The organism is Streptomyces mesophilus (assembly GCF_011044995.1).
Lineage (GTDB): Bacteria > Actinomycetota > Actinomycetes > Streptomycetales > Streptomycetaceae > Streptomyces > Streptomyces mesophilus.
This window is the reverse complement of record NZ_JAAKZW010000024.1, coordinates 1-20,249: the sequence shown is the minus strand read 5'-3', so window position 1 is coordinate 20,249 and position 20,249 is coordinate 1. Positions and strand designations below refer to the sequence as shown.

At 68.3% G+C, this 20,249-nt stretch carries 20 protein-coding genes and 1 pseudogene; 7 read left to right on the top strand and 14 right to left on the bottom strand.

The features are described from left to right. Window positions 1–3 precede the first annotated feature (3 nt). The 11 genes from G6045_RS09785 to G6045_RS09735 are packed head-to-tail and all read right to left on the bottom strand — an operon-like array spanning window position 4 to window position 8,355. Window positions 4–381 (bottom strand): PAAR domain-containing protein, encoded by a 378-nt coding sequence (locus G6045_RS09785; RefSeq protein WP_206343528.1) that lies wholly within the window; start codon window positions 379–381, stop codon window positions 4–6. A 16-nt stretch (window positions 382–397) separates the two neighbouring features. Continuing rightward, on the bottom strand, window positions 398–973 hold the full coding sequence (locus tag G6045_RS09780) for a phage baseplate assembly protein V (protein WP_165331469.1): 576 nt from the start codon (window positions 971–973) through the stop codon (window positions 398–400). Between the two features lies 1 nt (window position 974). Next, on the bottom strand, window positions 975–2,087 hold the full coding sequence (locus G6045_RS09775; protein WP_165331468.1) for a phage late control D family protein: 1,113 nt from the start codon (window positions 2,085–2,087) through the stop codon (window positions 975–977). After that, window positions 2,084–2,770, bottom strand: a complete 687-nt coding sequence (locus tag G6045_RS09770; protein ID WP_165331467.1) for a CIS tube protein — start codon at window positions 2,768–2,770, stop codon at window positions 2,084–2,086. The genes G6045_RS09775 and G6045_RS09770 overlap by 4 nt, the downstream gene beginning before the upstream one ends. A gap of 3 nt (window positions 2,771–2,773) precedes the next feature. Beyond that, window positions 2,774–2,974 (bottom strand): hypothetical protein, encoded by a 201-nt coding sequence (locus G6045_RS09765; protein WP_165331466.1) that lies wholly within the window; start codon window positions 2,972–2,974, stop codon window positions 2,774–2,776. Window positions 2,975–2,976: 2 nt separating this feature from the next. Further along, entirely contained in the window at window positions 2,977–3,417 is a 441-nt protein-coding gene (locus G6045_RS09760) for a phage tail protein (protein WP_165331465.1), read from the bottom strand. Further along, window positions 3,401–4,945, bottom strand: coding sequence for a phage tail sheath family protein (locus G6045_RS09755; protein ID WP_165331464.1), 1,545 nt, complete (start codon window positions 4,943–4,945; stop codon window positions 3,401–3,403). Before G6045_RS09755 ends, G6045_RS09760 begins: the two co-directional genes overlap by 17 nt. A gap of 44 nt (window positions 4,946–4,989) precedes the next feature. Beyond that, a complete protein-coding gene (locus G6045_RS09750) occupies window positions 4,990–5,427 on the bottom strand; it encodes a phage tail protein (RefSeq protein ID WP_165331463.1) in 438 nt (145 codons plus the stop codon). A 10-nt stretch (window positions 5,428–5,437) separates the two neighbouring features. Next, the gene (locus tag G6045_RS09745) at window positions 5,438–7,042 is read right to left on the bottom strand and encodes a phage tail sheath family protein (protein ID WP_165331462.1); all 1,605 of its coding nucleotides are present in this window, start codon (window positions 7,040–7,042) and stop codon (window positions 5,438–5,440) included. Between the two features lie 9 nt (window positions 7,043–7,051). Next, complete coding sequence (locus G6045_RS09740; RefSeq protein ID WP_165331461.1) at window positions 7,052–7,765, bottom strand: peptidase associated/transthyretin-like domain-containing protein; 714 nt, start codon at window positions 7,763–7,765, stop codon at window positions 7,052–7,054. Beyond that, entirely contained in the window at window positions 7,762–8,355 is a 594-nt protein-coding gene (locus G6045_RS09735; protein WP_165331460.1) for a DUF4255 domain-containing protein, read from the bottom strand. The genes G6045_RS09740 and G6045_RS09735 overlap by 4 nt, the downstream gene beginning before the upstream one ends. Window positions 8,356–8,501: 146 nt before the next feature. Here G6045_RS09735 and G6045_RS09730 point away from each other — a divergent pair, with 146 nt between their 5' ends. The 6 genes from G6045_RS09730 (at window position 8,502) to G6045_RS09705 (ending at window position 17,904) form a co-directional block, all read left to right on the top strand. Then, complete coding sequence (locus G6045_RS09730) at window positions 8,502–9,620, top strand: proline-rich domain-containing protein (protein WP_165331459.1); 1,119 nt, start codon at window positions 8,502–8,504, stop codon at window positions 9,618–9,620. A gap of 93 nt (window positions 9,621–9,713) precedes the next feature. After that, window positions 9,714–9,887, top strand: a complete 174-nt coding sequence (locus tag G6045_RS09725) for a hypothetical protein (protein ID WP_165331458.1) — start codon at window positions 9,714–9,716, stop codon at window positions 9,885–9,887. Between the two features lie 31 nt (window positions 9,888–9,918). Beyond that, on the top strand, window positions 9,919–10,776 hold the full coding sequence (locus tag G6045_RS09720) for an AfsR/SARP family transcriptional regulator (protein ID WP_165331457.1): 858 nt from the start codon (window positions 9,919–9,921) through the stop codon (window positions 10,774–10,776). 134 nt (window positions 10,777–10,910) lie between these two features. Next, a complete protein-coding gene (locus tag G6045_RS09715) occupies window positions 10,911–11,768 on the top strand; it encodes a hypothetical protein (RefSeq protein WP_165331456.1) in 858 nt (285 codons plus the stop codon). 297 nt (window positions 11,769–12,065) lie between these two features. Beyond that, entirely contained in the window at window positions 12,066–14,420 is a 2,355-nt protein-coding gene (locus G6045_RS09710) for a hypothetical protein (protein ID WP_165331455.1), read from the top strand. Continuing rightward, on the top strand, window positions 14,341–17,904 hold the full coding sequence (locus G6045_RS09705; RefSeq protein WP_165331454.1) for an Ig-like domain-containing protein: 3,564 nt from the start codon (window positions 14,341–14,343) through the stop codon (window positions 17,902–17,904). The genes G6045_RS09710 and G6045_RS09705 overlap by 80 nt, the downstream gene beginning before the upstream one ends. A 110-nt stretch (window positions 17,905–18,014) precedes the next feature. On the opposite strand, the gene G6045_RS09700 is transcribed toward G6045_RS09705, so the two are convergent. After that, a complete protein-coding gene (locus G6045_RS09700) occupies window positions 18,015–18,347 on the bottom strand; it encodes a beta/alpha barrel domain-containing protein (RefSeq protein WP_165331453.1) in 333 nt (110 codons plus the stop codon). A 196-nt stretch (window positions 18,348–18,543) separates the two neighbouring features. Between G6045_RS09700 and pyrF the strand changes: the two genes are divergently transcribed. Further along, entirely contained in the window at window positions 18,544–19,239 is a 696-nt protein-coding gene (gene pyrF, locus G6045_RS09695; protein ID WP_165331452.1) for an orotidine-5'-phosphate decarboxylase, read from the top strand. Window positions 19,240–19,418: 179 nt separating this feature from the next. On the opposite strand, the gene G6045_RS09690 is transcribed toward pyrF, so the two are convergent. Both G6045_RS09690 and G6045_RS09685 read right to left on the bottom strand, forming a co-directional pair. Next, on the bottom strand, window positions 19,419–19,916 hold the full coding sequence (locus G6045_RS09690; protein ID WP_165331451.1) for a hypothetical protein: 498 nt from the start codon (window positions 19,914–19,916) through the stop codon (window positions 19,419–19,421). A gap of 243 nt (window positions 19,917–20,159) precedes the next feature. Beyond that, window positions 20,160–20,249 (bottom strand): annotated as a pseudogene (locus G6045_RS09685) (SAM-dependent methyltransferase); the annotation flags it as partial.

The following is a 20,249-nucleotide window of genomic DNA, read 5'->3' as shown; positions in this document are numbered from 1 at the left end:
GCCTCAGCCCCCGATCCGGACCGTGCCGGCGGCCACGACCTTGCCTCCCGGGTTGGGCGGGTCGGCGCACGTCTGCGCGGAGTCGCCGCTGCGGGCCGCGGCGCGCCCGTTGATGCGTACGCGCGCACTCCCGGCCGTGACGGTCCCGCGGTTGGCCGGCGGATTGACGAAGAGGCCGCCCTGCGGAAGGTGCGGCGGGGTGTTCACTGCCACCGACCCGACGGTGGCCGCGGCCCGGCCCATGATGCGTACGTCGGGACTCAACTGCTGCGTCAGGACACCGCTGAAGGCGTGCGGCACAGTGACCGTCGGCCCGTTGAGCGGCTGGATCAGGTGCAGATCCACGGCGGTCACCCGGTCCCCCTGCTTTGCTGCGGGCATTCCCATCGCGGGCCCCCTAGTTGATGTCGACGGTGGAGCCGGAGAGCTTCAGGGCGCCGGTGGCTTTGATCGACAGATCTCCGCCCGCCGAGACGGTGAGATTGCCGGAACTGGTCACCTCGACCGTGCCCGCGGACGCTTTCACCACGATGTCGCCCTTCTTCGCGGTGACCTCGATCCGGCCCTTGGCAGTCTCGAGCACGATCTCCTGGTCGCCACCTGCTGCGACGAGCCGTATCCGCTCGGCGCCCTTTCCGTCGTCGAAGCACAAGACGTGCCCGCTGCGGGTGACGATCTGCCGCAGGTTGTTGTCGGTCGCCTTCTGGTCCGGCGGCGGCGGGGCGGGCACGCTCCAGACACCGCCGAGGACGTACGGCCGACGCGGGTCGTCGTGCTCGAAACCGACGATCACCTCGTCGCCGAACTCCGGCCGGAAGAAAGCGCCGCGTTCGTTCCCGGCCCCGGCCGACACGAGGCGCGCCCAGTTGGACACCTGATCGTCGAGCAGGGGAAAGCGCACCCGGATCCGGCCGAGGCCCAACGGATCGTCGAGGTCGTCCACGATCGCGGTCACCAGCGTGCTGCGCTGCATCTCAGGTCCCCTTCACCTCTTCGCGCCGGCAGCCGAACTGCGTGGTGTAGCCGGCGTCGCCGATCGTGTGGGTGGTCTCCGTGACGAAGTACCGCCCGGAGAAGCGCTCGCCGAGTCCGGCGATCTCGATGACGCTCCCGGCCCGCAGTTTCGGCAGCCCGACGGTGGAGCCGGTCGCGGTGACCAGCCCGTGGGCGATCCGTTGCAGGGTGTCCCTGGCCACCTGCCGTGCCTCGGCAGGACTGTCCACGATCCGGGTGGCGACGATCTCCTTGCGGTCCTGGTACGACCTCCGTATGCCCGGGGTCACCCCGCGGCCGAGGCCGTCCGTGGCGAGTTCGCCCTGGCCTGCCCGGTACTCGATCTTCTCCCTGCGGACCGGGTCCCAGCCGCGGACCACCACCTCGCCGACCTGTCCCGCGGTGGTGAGTTCGGGCTGGAACTCGATCAACGAGCGGCCGTAGACGAGTTCGTAGGAGGCCCGCCGGATCTCGGTGGACGGCCCGAAGTACAACTGCGGCCGCTGCCCGCCCAGTTCGTCGACCACCAGGTCGTAGCCGTTGGCGCGTGCGCGGTCCATCAGGAAGACAAGGGGATACGTGTTGTCCATCAGCAGATAGGTGTGCACGGGCTCGTGCTGCGGTGCGGTACGAACCTTGACGCCGAGCGTGCGGCCGACCGCCTTGGCGATCTGAGAGTCGGTCTTGTCGACGAAGGCCTGCGAGCGCTGCTCGCCACGGAACCGATGCAGCACGTTCAGGCCGCTGATGCTCAGCGTCGGCTGTCCGCCCGACGGGAAGGCCGGACGCAGCGCGGTGATCTCACCGCTCGTCATCAACTGCGGCCCGCCCTGCCCTCGATAGCCCATGCGCAGTTCGATCTCGGCGCCCGGGTCGAACGACGTGTCGTCGGTGTACTTGAACGTCCTGCCCACCGAGTCCCAGTTGTTGATCACGACTTCGAAGCTGTCGATCTCCGCGATGTTGTCCTTGTAGGTCACCGAGACGACGTCACGGACCACGTCGCGGGCCACCGGACGGCCACGCAGCCGCAGTTCGAAAGCGGGCACATAGAAGTCTCCGGCGGTGGTGACGGGCTGCGCTGTCGTGGTCATCGCGGCGCCGCCCTGTCCTGCACCGCCGGCACCACGATCCGGGTGCCGACCGGGGGCGCGGTCGGATCGTCGATGGCCGGGTTGGCGTCCGCGAGCAGCCGCCAGTCGCGCGGATCGCCGTACTCCTCGTAGGCGATCGACGACAAAGTGTCCCGCTCGGCGGTGACCCGGGTCCTGGTGTGGTCCGTGGACTGCAGATTGAGTTCGGCCAACTGCTCCTCGAGCGTGCGGTATTCCCTCATCGCCACGCTCAAGGTGGCCCGCAGCGGCACTCCGCCCGGCGTGAACAGGGTGAACTTCTGGTCGACCGCTTCGACGATCGCCTTGAACGAGAGACCGGCGCCCCAGGTGATCCGGATCCGTGGCGGAGCGTGTGTCTTGGGCTGGATGCGGACCAGTTCGGCGAACCCGTTCGTCAAGGTCCGCACGTCGACGCCGCCGTCGTCCATCCCGCTCTGCGTAGTGTCGAAGAACAGGTCCACTTTCAGGGTTCGGCTCTGGCCCCGGATGAACTGCAGGACCGGTGCGTCGAGCCCGGGGATCGCGATCTCGGCAATCTGCGCGCCCTTGCTGAGGGTGTATTCGGTCGGGTTGAACTGGACCGGGATGAAGCGGGTCAGCCCTCGCCCGGGGTCGACGGCGTCACGGTCGAGGATCTCGACAAGTGCGGAGACCAGCGCCATGACTCAGCCCTCCTTCACCGGTGAAGACGGCTGCGCGCTGCGGGAGATCAGGGTGGACTCGCGCTGTCGCAGGCGGTCCCGCTCGCGGGCGGCGAGCAGCCGGAGCACCGCCTCGGCGACCTGGCCGAGCTGGCGTTCACTGAGCGGCAGCTCACCGTCGAGGACGGTGACGTCCGCGGTGACCGAGCCGATGTGCAGCGGCATCCTCAGGCCCTCCGATCCAGACCGTGATGGGCGATCTCGAGCGACTCCACGGCCACCTGCCCACCGCCGGCGGACAGTTCGGGGCCGGTCCACTTGACCGGCAGCGCCCGGCGGAACTCGAACCGCAGCTGAGCGATCGTTCCCGACGGGTCGCGCACCACGACGGTTCCGTTGCGGAAGCGCACGACACCACGGACCAGGTCGGCGTGCCAGTCCCACAGCAGGCGGTCCACGATGCCGCGTTTGAGGACCAGGTTGACCTGCCGGCTGCGGCCCGGGAAGCGCAGCAGGTGGTCGTTGACGCCGCCGGCCGGGTAGTCGAAGAACTCGGTTTCGACCGCGAGCCCGCCGCAGTCCGAGAACCCGCCGACCGGCAGGTCGTCAAGGCGTACCTCGAACCGGAACGCCAGGAACGGGTCGGCCCGGCTAGCCGTTGCCGCCACGTCCCTCACCTCCTCGCGTCCCGGCGCCCGTTCCGGTCTCGGTGACGTCGATCCGGACCATCACGTACTCCGCGGGCCACGGCGGCCGTACACCGATCTCGACAACTAGGCGCCCTTCGGCCTCGGCCATGCGTACGTCCTCGACCATCACCCCGTAGGCGCCCTCGGCGGTGTCGCCGTCGAGGACACCGGCTCGCCACAGGTCGTCGAGGTACTGCCGGACGACCCGCTCCAGGTCTTCGCGCAGGCCCTCGTCGTCCGGTTCGAAGACGACCCAGGCGGCGTACGAGGCGATGCTTCGCTCGATGTGCGTCACCAGCCGCCGGACGTTGAGATACCGCCACTGGGTCTCGTCGCTCGTCGTCCGGCAGCCGAGCAGCCGCAGACCGCGTCCGGCCACCGCGCGAATCGCGTTGACCCCGGCGCTGTTCGCGCGACCGTGGTCCTCGTCGTCGACACGCCGGGTGATGCCCAGCGCACCCGTCAACTCCTCGCCTGCCGGGGGTTTGTGCGGTCCTGCCGAACGGTCCGAGCGGGCCACGACGCCTGCGACATGTCCGGTCGGCGGCACAGCTAACAGCCTGGAGGGGCGGGCAGGGTCCGCGATCCGCAGCCACGGCCAGTACAGGGCGGCGAAGGCCGAGTTGAGACCCTCCCGCCACGGCACCACCTCGTCCACGAGCGCGTCGGGGTCCGGATGGTGCAGGAGCGCGGTGCGCCGCAGTGCGTGACATTCCCCTGCCAGATACGCCTGGGCGTCGGCGATGCCCTCGGGGTCGAAGCCCGGACCGCTCCGGCTCAGAACCAGATCGGGTACGGCGATCATGGTGATCTCATCGATGTCGTCGAGCAGCGCCGCCCCGTTCCGCCCGGCCGGCCTGATGCGGTCGTCACCCACGAGATGGCCGGGGGTGAGCGTGGCCAGCCCGTCGTCGCCGCCGCTGAACACCCCGCGCGCAGCAGACCTCGGGACGGCCGTCCCCTCAGGAAACTCCATGCGGACGAGGGCGGAGGTCCGGTCGGACGTCGCGGAGACACCGAAGCGCGCCAACAGGCCCTGGCCATCGAGATCGCGCCACTGCTCGCTGCGGCCGTCGGGCGCCACCACGGTGACCCTCACCCGGTCGCGGCCGCTGGGCAGCACCTCGACGGACATTCCGTTGCCCCACTGTCCGGGGCTGTGGGCCACGCAGTGCAGGACCGGATCGCTTCCGACGGCCACCGTCGCGGCCGCGGCCTTGTGCTGGTCGACGGCGCGTACGACCCAGCAGGTGTCCCCGCCGTTGTCGAAGAATCCATGCACCGCATGGGCCAGGCAGAAGCCGTCGGTGGCCGGGCCGTAGACCTCGTCGAACTCGCTCGCGCTCGCCAGCCGCCGCGCGTGCGCGACGGGCCCGCGCGGGGCGAGGCCGATGAACCCGGCGATATCGCTGCGCAGGCCCTCGAGTTCGCGGAAGAGGGGGTCGAGCCACGCCACCGCGACACCCGGTGCGGCACGGACCGCAGACGCCGGGGCACGGCCGGTCATCCTGCCCCGGGTGAGCGGGGCGGCCGGGGGTCGGCCGGGCGGGCTCATGCCAGCTCCAGCCCTTCGTGCGCGATCTCCAGGTTCTCGATCGCCACATCGTTGTTCTTTGCGTTGAGCGCCGGACCTTCCCACTTGGAAGGCCATCCCTCGCGGAAGTTCCACGTCAGGGCCGGCCGGCGTGCTTCGTCGAGGAGTTGGATGCTGCCCGACCTGCGCTCGGTGCGGCCCTCGATGACCCGCCTGCGCCACTCCCACAGCTCGCGCGAATCGGTGAAGCCGCGCTTCAGCGTGATGTTGGGGTACTTGGCCTTGCCCGGGAGTTTACGAACGGTGATGTCCTCGTCACCGTTGCGGTACTCGATGATGTCGGTCTCGGCGGTGAGGCCGCCGGCCTCGGCGAAGCCGCCGACGATCACACCGTCGATCTCGACGATGAAGTTGAAGGCCGAGTACGGGTCGTTCCGCGCACCGGTGGCAGGCATGGATCTCCTCCTACGATTCCGCGTCGGCGGTCATCTGGCTGTAGCGCAGGATGACGAACTCGGCGGGCTTCACCGCGGCGAGGCCGATGTAACAGACCAGTTGGCCGTTGTCGATCTCCTGCTGGGTCATCGTGGTGCGGTCGCAGCGCACGAAGAACGCCTCTTCGGGTCGGGAGCCCATGAGCGCACCGCTCTTCCAGACACTCACGAGGAAGTTCGAGATACTGCGCCGCACCCGGTCCCAGGTCTGCTTGCTGTTCGGTTCGAAGACCACCCACTGAACGCCCTCGTCGATGGACTCCTCGACGAAGATGAACAGGCGGCGCACGTTGACGTACTTCCACTGCGCGTCGGCCGACAGCGTGCGCGCGCCCCACACCCGGATCCCGCGGCGATCGGCCCGGAAGTCGCGGCAGACATTGATGCCCTTGGGGTTGAGGAGGTCCTGCTGCCGTTTGTTGATCAGGAACTCGAGCGGTTTGCGGTCGCCCGGCAGATCCCGTCGGACGATGCCGCGCAGATCGACGTTGGCGGGTGCCTTGTGCACCCCGCGCTCGATGTCGGTGGCCGCGTACACACCGACCACATGGCCGCCGGGCGGCACGAGCCGAGTGTCTCCGGTCCGCGAGTCGAGCACCCGCAGCCAGGGGTAGTAGATGGCGGCGTACGACGTCGTCAGCGGCGGATCGATGCTGCCTACGTTGCCCTGCCCACGGTCGACTTGGAGGACGGCGAAGCGGTCCGCCAGCTCCTCGCACTGTGTGACGAGCGCGTCGCGGATCTCGTCGCGGGCCCCGTCATCGGGCAGCAGGCGACTGTTCACCTCATCGGGTACGCAGAGCAGGGAGACCGCGTCGATCTGGCGCAGCCCGTTGAGACCGGTCGGCGGCACCTCGGTGCCCAGGAACTGGTCCGCCGTCATGGCATCGCCATCGGCGCCCCCGGCGAACGGCGTCCAGTCGACGTCGGCCGGCCTGTCCGGTGTGCCGGAGACCGAGGCCGTCACCAGGTGCGACGCCTGCAGGACCGTGAGCACGTAGTCGCTCGATCCCGGGTTCGCGGAGAGGTCGTCCCAGTCCTCCGACTCGTCGGGCTCCCGCCGGCCGGTGTCACGCAGAGCCTCCCGCACGAACGGGTCGACCAGCGGCAGCGGCGGCCGGGTCGCGTAGTAGATCACCTGGAGACGGAACCGGGTGGGGTCGGGCGAGGTGGGATCGTCCGGGTCGCGTCGGCTGGCCACGCGGACCTTCACGAACAGCCGGCCGTCCAAGTTGCCGGGGCCGATCGCGTCGAGCACCAGACCGCCGGTGCCGGTCGCGAGCGTCACGCTCGAGGAGACCGCGTTCGGCCGGGTCACCCGGGCCACGAAGAGCCGCTGCCCGCCATTGTCGAAGAACCCCCTGGCGGCGAACGGCAGATACGACACGGTGTCCGGATCGACCGGGCCGCCGTACCACCGGGAGAACTCGCGCAGGCTGGTCACCATCCGGATCATGGTCGGTCCACGCTCGGTGAGCCCGACGAAGCCCGCCGTACTGGTGCTGACGCCCTCGATCGGTACCGGCCCGGTGTTGATCTCCTCGGTGTAGACACCGGGTGCGAGGTATTCAGGCATGTCATCTCCTCAGGACAGCCGGAGCCGGATATCGGGAACGGACACCGTGGCCCCACGCAGCGCCGTGACGGCCACGCTCGGTCCGGCCGGTGGCGGGCCATAGCCGGGCGGCGGAGTGACGCGGACCCGGACCGCGAGCCGGCCTGCCGTCCACGGAAGATCGTCCATGAGCGTGACCACCCAGGCACCGTCCTCGCCAGTGCTGTAGCGGTAGCCGCCCTCCGTGACCTGGACGACGGCGCCGGCCACTCCCCTGCCCGTGTCGTCGCGGACTGCCCCTCTCAGCATTGCCGGCCCCACGGTGCCGGCCCGGGCGGGGATGCCCGCGAACGGATAGTCGATCGCCGGCTCCAGATCGATCTGGTGGCGTTGCCCCGTGCCCGGCCGGAACGTGAAGTCCCGGGTCTGGAACCAGGAGCAGGAGACCCGCAGTTCGACGCTGGTCGCCGTGGGGCTGAGCCGGTGCACCACGCGGGGCGGCCGGTCCTCGACCATGTCCCGCTGGAATACCGCGAGCCCGGACAGGGTCGGCCGCGTGACAAGGGACCAGCCCGCCGGACGCGACGCTCCCTCGGGCGTGACGACGGTGACGACCGCGAACCGCACCCGCCCCCTGACCGTCGCTGCCAGACCATCACCGCGCTGCTGCTCGAGGTAACGGTCACGGACATCGAAGATGCCCAAGGGGCGGTATCGGCGGACCTCGGCCAGGGCGGCGCTCACGGGGCACCCACCGGTTCCGTCTGCGGTGTCCAAGCGCCGGTCACCTCGACCACGGGAGCCGACGCGTCGACGCGCTCGGAATCCAGGTGCGTGACCTTCACCTGGTAACAGACGCTCAATCGGTACGGTTCGCGCAGCGCCTGCCAGACCTGGGAGATTTCGTCGAGCGAACGGCGGAACAGGGTGATGCGCAGCTCCTCGTTGACGTCGGCCGTGACGTCGACGATCCGTGCCGTTCCCGTGTCATGGAACGTCTGCATCGCTTTGCCGAGCAGCAGATGGTCGGCTTCCCCGCTGGAGGCGAACGGGGTGAGCAGGTAAAAGAGGTCCAAGGCGAGCGGCGTCATCCGGAAGGCACCGGTGTTCAGGCGCACCGCCGGGGTGTTCTTCACGTGCTCGTCCTCGCCCACGTGGTACAGCCACAACGACAGCCGCCGCGCCGAATCCTGCGCCGTGGCCGTCGGGTTGAGAAACACGATCGCGTCCTCGGTGCCCACCAAAGGGCGGGTGACCGGGTCCGCGCCGATCGAGTTCCACAACAGTCGGCGCAGCCCTTCGCTGGCGACGGCAAGAACTCGGAAGCTGCTCATGCCGTGGACTGTCCCGCCGCGGACGTCACCCGCCCGTCACGTAGTCCGCTCCGTCCCTTCGCGGCGACGCGACCGTGACGACGCCCGGCAAGCCTGGGCCCGGTACCGCGGACCGTCCGTTGTCGCTGCCGGGAGGGATCAAGAAGATGACCACGCCGCATGAAAGCGACCAGGAGGCGCGTTACGGCCGACAGCCGCGGGGCGGCCCGTGGCCGGCATCCAGGTACGCACAGGAGCCGCCGCCCTCCGACCCGGAACGGGACAAGGCCACCGGCACCGCTCATCAGCCCACTCGGAGCGATCCGTCGCAGAGCGAGCCGCCGAAGAGCGGTACGACACAGACCGACCCGACACAGTCCGGTACGGCAAAGCGCGGTACGACGCAGAGCGGTACGACGCAGCACCATCCGGCGCCGGACAAGACGCACCCCTCGACGCACCCGTGCCCGCCCTCCATGGAGTGCGACACCGGCGCCATCGACGACCTGCAATGCCGGGCCAGGGCGGTGAAGGCGGAATCCGACGCGTTCGCCACCGTGTCCGAAGCCCTCGGTAAGCGGCGTACCGCGTTCGAGACCGCCCGCGGTGAGTACGGCACGGCACGCGACGAAGCCGCCGAGATCGTCGCCGAAGTCAGGAGCAAGGTGGAGGAGGCGCTGGCCGAGATCCGATGCCGGCTCCACCGGGACGAGATCGACTGTCTCGACCGCGCGTTCCAGCAAGTCCTCGACTGTCTCGAAGACTGCCCCGACCAGGAGGGCTGCTGCGTCGACGACGATTGCAGGTTCGAGGACGAGACCTGGACCGTGGACCAGAGCGAAGGGCTGCGCCTGCGGGTCGAGCGGGTCGAGAAGTGCTTCGACGACGTGCTCGTCATGGAGCCGGAAGCGGTGCGCAAGCGCGCTGCCGCGCTGCAGGCGCTGCTGGCCGAACTGGACACCGCCGGCAAGGCCGAACCCCGCGAGAGCGCCAAGAAGCTCTACGCCCGCGCCAAGCAGGTCTCCTACGCGGCGGACGCGATCTGGGGCCGCTTCGCCGATGTGAACGAGTACCAGGAGTGCCTGTGCTGCGCGCTCACGGGTTCGCTTCGCGGGCGAGAGCTGCTCGCCCAACTAGCCGGGGACCAGGCGTACTTGACATGCCAGGAGGAGTCACGCGCGAGGCGGTGCGCATGGCTGCGCGCTCACATGGTGGCCGAGACCCTCGCGGTGGAGCTCAAGCTGCGCCCGAGGGAAGGCGGCGCCCGGCAATCGGGCATGGCGTGAACTGCGGAAGGAATATCGCCATGGCTGCGGTGAGACAAGAGTGACCCCCTGATGGGCACGCGGAACGTCCCTATCCGTACCGGCGTCTGCCAAGTGCGCGCCGAAGCCCAGCGCAGCGGGCTGCACCTCACACTCCTGCTCGTTCCGGACATCAGCCGGACGTCGACTGGACGCACCCTCACCGTGTCCGAGATCGACGCGGCCGTGGCCGCCGTCCGCGAGTTCCTGACCGAATTCGCAGCCGCGGAACGGAGCATCCACGAGTAGCTTGAGGCGGTGACAGCCGGGTGACGACCGGGTGCTTGAGTTCGCGGGGCCGGTCTTCTCATTCCGCGCGAAGGGGGCCTCGATGTTCCCGGAAATCATCCGCGTTCTGCTGCATCGCGAATGCCACGGCGCCCAACCGGTCCTCCATCTTTTCGGAGGGCCCTTCGTCTCGCTGGACGGGTGCCGGATCGAGATACCGGAAGGCAGCAAACGCCTCTTGGCCTTCGTTGCCCTGCATCCCGGCCGCGTGCAGCGCTCGTACGCGGCCGGAACGCTCTGGCCATGCGGCGACGACTCCAGGGCGGCCGGTAATCTCCGCTCGGCCTTGTGGCGGCTGAACAAGGTAGGACTTGAACTCCTTGCCGTCGACAAGTACGCCCTGACCCTCCACGAGCGGGTTCTGGTGGACCTGCATCTGGTCGTGGCCTGGGCCGCCCGAGTAGCAGGTGAGCAGGCGTCGATCGACGACCTGCACGCGCTGCCGTCGACCCCGGACGCACTGGATCTGCTGCCCGGTTGGTACGAGGACTGGGCGCTGCTCGAACGCGAACGGTTCAGGCAGCGACTGCTGCACGCCCTGGAGACGCAGAGCCGGAGTCTGACACGGCGCGGAGATCACGCCGAAGCCATCGACGCCGCGTTGCTCGTGGTGAGCGCCGACCCACTGCGCGAGAGCGCTCAACTCGCCCTGGTCCAGGCACATCTGGGCGAGAACAACTGGACAGAGGCGCGGCGCTGCCACGACGCCTACGCGGAGACCTTGCGTCGCGAGCTCGACACGCAACCGTGCCGTGAGTTCTCCGCCCTGCTCTCCACCCATCTGCAGATGCGCCGCTCGCCCCACAGCGCCAGCCCACGCCCACGCGCCCTGAGGGGACGTTCTGCTTGAAGATCGACGCGGAGGGTTCGGAAGCCGAAGCACACCCCTGCCCGTAAGGGGGCCTCGTCGCTACCCTGGGCACATCAGCGCGGTTGACCGCCGCTGGGCACGGCCAAGGCACCGCCGAAGGCTGGGGGCGAACGGTGGACTGGTGGCTGACCGACAGCGAGGGGATCGTGGCCTCCTGGCTGCTGATCTTCGCTGCGTGCAACGCGCTGCGCGGGGCGTACTGCCGGTTCCGCGACAGGGATGCGCGCCGGACCGTGCAGCGTCTCATCGCCGGCCAACTTCACCCGGTGCGGGCCTCGTTCCTGCTCGGCGGCATGGCCGAAGCCGCGGAGACCGCGGTCTGCATGCTCGTCGACGACGGCGTGGTGAAGACGTCCTACGGCGGCGAGTTACGTCCCACCCGCCGCGGCAGGGAGCAGACGGACCCTGCCCTGCGCGCCCTGGTCGAGGAGATCCACAGGACGCCGGCCAACACCACAACCAAGCTGTACGAGATCGTGGACCAGGCCCGCTTCACCCGGTTCCGGCAACTCGTCGAGGTCAGATCGCCCAAGGTGCGTATGACGGCATCGGGCAAAAGCCAGACCCTGATGCTGGCCACCACGATAGTGACCAGCATCGGCATGGGCATCAACGCCGGTATGGCCGAAGCGCCCGTGCCGTTCTTTCCCGATGCCGACAGAACGGTGTGGCTGTACGTCTGCATGGGGGCCTGGGCGGTTCAGTGGGGGCCTGCCTGTCTGTGGCCGTCGGAGAAGCGGCGCCGTTGGAAGGCGCTTGATGCGTTCTGCAGGGACAAGACGGACAGGGCACGCGCGGCATTATCCGAAGACACACGGCAGGCGATAGCCCGCGCCAAGGAGCGACCGAAGCCACCGCCGCCTCCCTACCGGCCCCCCACCCGCAGTCGGAGCCAGTCCGGTTCAGGTTCATGGGCCGACAGCGTCGACGTGGATTCCTGCAGCAGTTGCGGCGGATGCGGGGGCGACTGACACGGCCGCCCCACTCCGCCGGCGACAGCGCAGGACGCGCTACGTCCACGCTCCTGAGCAGCAGACCGTCTACGCCATGAGACCACCCGGCCTTACACGGGAGAGAGTGTCCAATGGCGTCGGTTTTCTCCCTGTCCGGTACGGCCTGTCTCACCTAGCATCCGCCGTGACTGCCCGTCACGTATGTGCTGTGACCGGGTTCAGGTGGGGGAAACGAGCGACTGTCCGTACTCGCGCGATGGTGCGTGTGCTCCTTGCCTGAGTGGTTCGTCCCTAGGGGAAGGGAGTCACACGGCAATGAGCGCGTCCCAATCCATCCTGGACACCTCCAGATACGGCTACGACATCGTCGTCGCCACCACGCAGCTCGGCATCAACTCCACGATGAAGCTGTACCTGTCCGAACAATCCGCACCGGTGGTGACCTGTTGCTACGTCGGTGACGGCACGTCGTCACAGCCCATCGATTACGAGCTGCTCAAGAAGCAGACCGGCGCCGATCCGTTCGCAGTGCCGGACGGGGAGAGCCCGGACAAGAACCAGGACCTGATCAATCTCAGCAAGGCGGGATTCCTGTACGGGTTCCGGTTGCAGATCGGGCTGCCGCCGGTCGCCCCCGAGGACACCCCGGACATCGTCGGGCTCGGCAACGACGCCACCCATGTGCGGTTCAACCTGCTCAGCACCGAGCTGGACGTCGTCGGGTTCGTCCCGGCCACCGGCTCGAACTCCGTGCGCAGTTGGTCCAGCCTGTCGCAGTCGTATCCGGGCGACAGCCTCTGGATCTTCCAGTGCGCGGCGGACCTGCGCCTGGACACGGTGCCGCCCGCCAAGTACGGCACCCTGCCCGAGCCGGTCAAGCAGCGACTCAGCACGGTGCAGGGCGCGTTCAGCATCCAACAGCTGTTCCTCGACCTGAGCACCGCCACGTTGGTCGCCATCCCTGACGTCAAGGAATGGGCAGGCACCCCCCTCGCCTGGATGCTGCAGAACTACTTCGTCGACGTGTACGTGGCCCAGCTGCGCGCATTGATCGGCGACCCGGTTCTCAACTGCTCGATCATTCAGCAGCCGAAGGCGGTGACGCCGACCGAGCTGCCGATCACCAGCATGAGCAGGGAGGTCTCCGCGGTCGTCGGGCCGGACGGGGCGCCGGTGCAGAATCCGACGGCCGAGCAGCAGGACATCACGACGCTCGACTACCTGTGCGCCATCGACGACCACAAGCTCAACGCCCCATACCCGTTCAACTGGAACTGGGTCGACGCGACCGAGAAGCGCGAGTACGACGGCGTCGTCGCCATCAACCGCGCGTCGCTGGCGGAGAAGATCCGCCAGCAGATGATCGCCAACGTCATGGCCAACTGCTACCAGCCCTACGTCCGCGTCTCCATCGAGTGGTGGTCCGGCAACGCGGACATCACCATGAGCGTCACACCCGGCGGGCAGCCGACCGTCGACCTCGGGGCGATCAGAACGGGCAACTCCGGCGAGACGCAGATCCTCAAGTTCACGTATCACGGCCACGACCAGGACGCGGGCGACCCGAGCTGGTACGGAACCGCCACCTTGGACACGTACTACACCGCCACCGTCCGCGTCCGCGGCAACACGATCACCGTCGAGCAGAACCAGCGGTTCGATGCGGCCGTCAGCCGCATGGGAGCGACGACGAACGGCTCCCCCATCAGCATCAAGCGCGTCGACACCTGCACCATCGACGTCACCGACGACGGTCAGCTCGTCGCCGTGATGGCCACCCCCACCCCCGCGGTGAACAACGCCTCGCAGAGCATCGCCAACTGGTGGGGCGACATGATCGGCGGCTCGAACAGCCTCTACTCCTCGACCGCCGCCGTGGTCGGCGGCACCGTCGCGACAGTGCTCAACATCGCGCCGTTCACGTTCTTCCAGTACCTGGTGTTCCCCGGCGGGCAGACCTTCAGCTACGACTCGGTCGCCTTCGCGGACCTCGGCGACCTGGTCACGCACATCGTGTACGCCGACCCGGACGGGATCCCGCCGGACATGTCCCTGCTGCCCGGCCAGGTCAGGAACGGCGTCGACCGGCTCAACGACGGGCAGTGGCTGGCCAACGACGGCTATCTGGCCTCACCGAATGGCCAGTTCGCCGCGTATCTGCAGGACGACGGCAACTTCGTGCTGCTGCACGCGACCGACGGCATACCCGATCTGAGCCGGCCGTACTGGTCGATCTTCGCCAACGCGACCGACAAGATCGTCGGGCCGTTCACCGGCATCCCGTGCTACGCCTCGCTGCAGCCCGACGGGAACTTCGTCCTCTACAACGGCCCGAGCCCCCTCAACCCGGCCACCCCGTACTGGGCGATCAACACGGGACTGCCCCAACTCGGCTCGTTCGCCGCGCTGATGAAGGACGACGGCACCTTCGTCGTCTGCCGGCGCGACCCGAAGAGCAACGCGCTGGGCGAGGTCATCTACCAGACCGCAGCCGCCACCACGCTCAAGTCGGCCGAGCCACGCCTGGAGGCGGAGCCACGCCCCAAGGAGTCCGGCAAGGAGACGTCACGCCAGGAGGGGAAGCCGCGCCATGAGCAACAGCGCAAGCACGATCACGTACTCGGCGGAACTCATGAGGAACTTCCTCCAAAGCGAGGTCCTGGCCGCTGAAGCCAAGTTCGAGGCGCTGCAGACCCAGTCCGGCGCATCGCTGCTCTTCTCGATCGGTACGGACGACGCGATGTACCTGACCCGCGAGGCACCGGGCACCAAGAGCGGCTGGACCCGCAGCGACATCAGCAGCGCACAGATCGCGCAGGACTTCGCGGCGAACTCGGGCGCACGCTGCGCGACCTTCGGCACCGCCCAGTGCCCGCACGGCACCACCGCGATGATCCACCTCGCCATGGTCGCGACCACAGGCCCCGACGACCATCTCTACCTGAGCCTGAACAACCCCGACGCGGACACCTCGTGGCAGGACCAACCCACCTGGACCGCCTACCCGTTCGACGCCGTCGACCACCCGATACCGCATCTGAAGATCGTCAACGTGTTCCTCAGTGAGGCCACCGACAAGGAGTTCATCGTCGTCGACGTGCTCCGCGACCCGGCCGACACGCAGGACCTGCTGTACCGGTACTACATCGACACGGCCAAGCCGGGCGGGCGCGCCTGGCAGCCCGGGGACTTGGCCATGGACCTGTCGGCCACGGGCTACACCAGCGCGCTGGGCCGCAAGGTCGGACAGCAGGTGGACGGCCTGTACACCTCGGGGCAGGTCTCCGGGCGCCCGCAGCTGAGCTACCAGCCGCTCTACAACCCGTACGGCGGCGCCTCGAAGCCGAGCCGGTTCACTCTGCCCAGCGGCCTCGTCCCCGACTGCATCGCCGTCAGCCGCAACGCGGACAACACGTCCGATCTGTATCTCACCGCCGGTCAGTCGCTGTACTGCCTTCCGGCCAAGAACGCGGACGGCTCGGCAGGCCAGGCGGACAACTCCGTCGCGGTGAAGCTCTCCACCAACGCGATGTTCGCCGGCGTACGGTCCCTCTACGCCGCCCCGACCACCGGCAAGGGTGTGATCGTGTGGGGACTCAACGCCAGTGACCAGGTGTTCTACACCACCTGCGAGAGCGGCAACCCGGTCGCGGGGCCGTGGAGTGTGCCGCTGCCCATCGTCACCGGCGCCGAGCAGGTGTCGCCGTATCTCGACCGGGCCATGGACGCCAACACGTTCTTCTGCCACACCGGCACGAACAAACTGACCAAGGTGGTCAAGTCGCCGGCCACCGGCCTGTGGACGCTCCTCGACATCACCCTGGACCCACCGGAGACCAACACCCCCGCCCGGGACGTCATGACGTACACGACCCGTGTCCGGGTCACGGACGAGGACGGCCAGCCGGTCCCGGGCATCGAACTCGGTGTCCTGGCCAGCAACTCCACCGCCCTGCACATCAACTATCTGCACTACTCGGCCGGTCCGGTGACACCGGTGCTGGTGACGACCGACGACGACGGCAGCGTCACGATCATGGAAACGGTCGGCACCCTGGCCGGTTCGCAGATCACCGTGACGGCCGGCACCAGCAAGGTCGTCATCAACCCGATGGACAAGGCCTTCAGCAAAGCGGCCGCCCTGACCACACCGGACTCCCTGTCCCGCGCGGAAATCACCTCACCGGACGGCAGCACCCAGCCGCTGGTTGCCACCGGAACCAGCGGGACGGATCTGCAGACGGTCGCCACCGCCAACCAGTCACTGGGCAACGCCTACGGAACCCAGACGACCCCCACGTCCGTGGCCGTACCCGGCCGCCCAGGAGTCGCGCCCGGTTCTCGTCGGGAGACGGCTCATCCAACCCGAGGGAAGGATCGCCGCCCCGGCGGTAAGGGACACGGGCCCGGGGGCAAGGGGAAAGGGCCTGGAGGCACGTCGGGCGGGCTGCTCGACGTCAACATCGGTGATCTCCTCCGCGCCGTCGGCAACGCGATCGTCGACGAGACACTCGACGAGATCCAGGTCCTCGAGGACGCCGCGAGCGCTACCTGGCAACTGATCGTCCGTATCGCAGGACAGACGTTCCAGGCCGTCCTTGACAGCGTCGAGTCCATCGCCGAGAGCGCGTACCACCTGCTCTCGATGATCGTCGACGACATCAAAAAGGTCCTCGCCTACCTGGAGTTCCTCTTCGAGTGGCGCGACATCACCCGCACCAAAGAAGTCCTCACGACCATGACCAAGGTGTATCTCACCTACGCCGTCGGCCAGTTGCCGACGGTACGCGCACAGCTCGACCAGTGCTTCTACGACGCGGAAGCAGACCTCGCCGCCTGGGCGGGCCGACCCCCTTCGTGGGCGGGAGTGTCGACGAGCACCGGGGCACAGGTCACGGCGTCCACGCCCGACCAGAGCGCACCGGCCTCGATGCTCTCGTACCACTACCAGAACAACTCCGACAACACCACGAACTCCGGACCCGACCCCTCGGGCACCACCCCCGACCCCGGCGACCTCCTCGCCACCATCCTGAGCGAAGAAGGGGACACGCTCTACCGGGCGGTGGAGCAACTGATCGACCTCGGCGGGCGGGTGGCCAGCACGCCGCTGCCCGACATCCTGACCGAGCTCGTCGCGATCTTCGGCGAAACCGTCCTCGACAGCTGCCGCAAGCTCCTGGACGCCGCGTTCGACGTGATCGACACGGTCGCCGATCTGCTGCTCAGCATGCTGGACACACCGCTGCACATCCCGGTCGTCTCGGACGTACTCAACTTCTTCGGCGTGCCCGACTTCTCGATCCTCGACCTCGTCTGCTGGGTCGGCGCGATCCCGGCCACCCTGCTCTACAAGCTCGCCAAGGGCAGTGCGCCATTCCCGGACAACCAGGAGACCGCCGCACTGATCGCCGCGCCCGACTACCCCTCGCTGCTCGCCCTGTTCGGGGTGGCACCTCCCCAACTGTCCGCCGCAGAGCAGGACACCGCCACGGCGAAGGCCATCCCGGGCCTGGACCCGGCCGCGTACGTCGGCGGGCATCTCGTCTCAGCGGCTTCCAGCTTCATCGGCGGCCCCCTGAGCAGCGCCGAGGCATGGCGGGATCCGGGCAGCAAATTGGGGACCTGGTCCGGCGTCGTGGCGATCATCGGGGGTGCGGGCCAGGGCGTGGCCGGCTACGTGGTCAACCAGATCGTGCCGGTTCAGCCGATCAAGGATCCGCGTTGGGTCGCCACCTCCGACCTGATCATGATCACGCGCATGTCCGTGAAACTCGCCGGGGCGTTGATGCCGCGGCTCTCCACACAGCCCTTCCCGCCGAACGTGACCTACCCCCTCGGCCCGCTGCAGGCCAAGGACTGGCGCGGCCTCACCGCCTACTTCGACCTCGCCACGGCCCTGGCCGCCCTGGCCCCGACGATCTACCACTTCATCGAACTCGCAGAGCTCCCCGACTCGGACGACAAGTTGCTCGCCGAGACGGACGAGTTCAGCACCATCGCGTCCATCGTCGGACGCATCGGCTACACCGTCGCCGTCACCACCCAGGACCCGGTCACGAAGGGCGACGCCGCCTTCCTGAACCTGATGTCACAGGTACTCAGCGGCACGATGCAACTCACCGAAGGGATCGTGGTCCTCACACTGGACTGAAATCCGCGCAGTCGAGGTTCGGCTTGTGAGTCCCGTCGACGACCTCTCCCCAGTTGGTCACGGCCGTGACCGAATGCGGGAGACGGTCGTCGCCGGGCCGAGGCTCACCGTCAGCTCAGGCCCGGCGGAAGCGGCAACGGCAGAGACACACCCGTCAGTTTGGACAGATCCTCCAGGACATTGAGCAACTCGGGCAGCCGATCGGGGCCGGCCGTTTCCCAGCCTGCCAACTGCCGACGGACTCGCTCGACAAGCTCGGGCGCGATCTCAGCGGCCGTGGGGCCGACCTGGTTCAGGATGCTCAGGGCGTGGTCGAGGTCGCCCGCGACCATGCGGTCCCGCGTGACCATCGTGTCCAGGGGCATGGCCAAGATCGCTCCGGAGGCCAGGTGATGCAGGGCACGGTAGATGGCCCACGCGGCGCTGCGCTGATCTTCGTCCATTACCGGGCACGCTACCGCCCTGCATCTGCCGAGGACAGGGATCCGCCCGCAGGGGCCCCGTTGGAGACGGCGTGCGATTTCTGCGGGCGGGATGGGCGACGTGCGGCAGGGCTGACGCTGCAACCGGAAACGATCACCGGGTCGGGTCGACGGCCCCGGCGACTGGCCATATTGGGGGCGACGGCACAATGTCGTCGTGGATCCGACCAGCCAGATCATCGTCGCCTTGGATTGCGACAGCCGTGCAGCCGCAGATGCCCTTATTGAGCAGCTGGGTGACGAGTGCCGTGTCTACAAGGTCGGCTTGGAGCTGCTCACCGCAGCGGGGCCGGACGTCATCAAGGGTCTCGTGGCCCAGGGCAAGGAGGTCTTCCTGGACCTCAAGCTCTTCGAGATCCCGAATTCGGTTGCCGGCGCGGTGCGCGCCGCGGGGGAGCTGGGCGTGTCCATGGTCACCGTGCACGGCATGGGTGGCATCGGCATCATGTCCGCGGCGGTCGAGGCCGCCCGCGACTTCCCCGGCATGCGCATCCTTGCTTTGACCGTGGTCACCAGCATGACCGACGCAGATCTCGCCGACATCGGTGTCGTCGATGCGGTGGACGAGCAGGTGCTCCGGCTGGCCCGGTTGGCGCAGAAGGCCGGCTGCCACGGTGTGATCGCCTCGCCGCAGGACGTCGCGGTCTTGCGTAGCTCCCTCGGCCCCGATGCCTTGATCATCACTCCGGGAGTCACGCTGTCCGGAGAATCGCCGGCTGAGCATGCGCGCCCCGGAACACCGCACGCGGCGATCACTGCTGGGGCCTCGCATGTCGTCATCGGCCGGACAGTCACTCGCGCTGCGGACCCAGCGGGCGCACTCCGTGTCGTCCGGGCCAGTCTGGCTCCGTAGCAGACGTGCCCGTACTAAGGACTGTCTCTACCGGATCAGGATCCGGGTGCGCGTCCTGAACTCACCGACCGTGAGTGGGACTTGTGGGCTCCCGTGATGCCGCATGCCACAACCGGTCGACCTCGTACTTCTGATCGCAGGGCTGAAGGCAACCACCTGATCACGACATTACGCAGGCCCTAGTCGGGGATTCCTGGCATGCCCCATTGGGCGACTCTGTCGCTGACCTGGGCTTGCGGGCAGGCGAGGCGCCATGGGGTGAGGTCCGGGGGACGGCCCGGGCGTCCGAAGAGGAGCTGCCGACCGTGCAGCCTCAGGCGGAGTTTTGCCAGGTCGTGGACGTTGTCGTGGATGAGGAGGACGCGGGCTACGTGCTGGGAGTCGTGTTCGGTGATCTGTCCGTTGACGCGGCGGAGGCGGAGTCTGGTGGTGCCGTCGGTTTCGCCCGGGACGATGCGCGCCTCGACCAGTCGCCGTCGGTCCCACGCCCAGTACGCGCTCTCCCCCAGCAGGTAGGCGGCATCTGTGTAGAGGACCCATGTGGCGTCCGAGTCCGTCCACAGCAGCAGGCCGAGGAAGCCGAGGCAGCCGGCCGTGACGCCGATGCGGCGGATCCGCGGAACCGTCTGCAAGCTCTTGTCGTCCGCGTCCCAGAGCAGGTCATCGCTCGCAGCCATGTCGCCATCATGGGCTTTGCCCGTCATCGTGGAAAGCCCTGAGTGCGCTTCCAACGCCGTCTCAGCCCGGGGGACTTCGACGCAGACTGTGCTGCGCGTCGGTGCGGTTTCGTGAGCTACGCGGATCACGAGGTCACACAGGCCCTAAGGCCTGTCTGACAATTCCCGTCGTGTCAGCGAGTGTCCGCCGAGTTGGCAGTCCGGAGGTGCGCCGACCGTCTGGCGGGTAGCGCCGGGCAGGACCTACGAACGGCGGGCCAGCAGGTGGGCGTCGAGGAAGCCCCGTTCGGAGGCCGGATCGTGAAGCAGCCGGGCGAAGGGAACGAGCCCGGC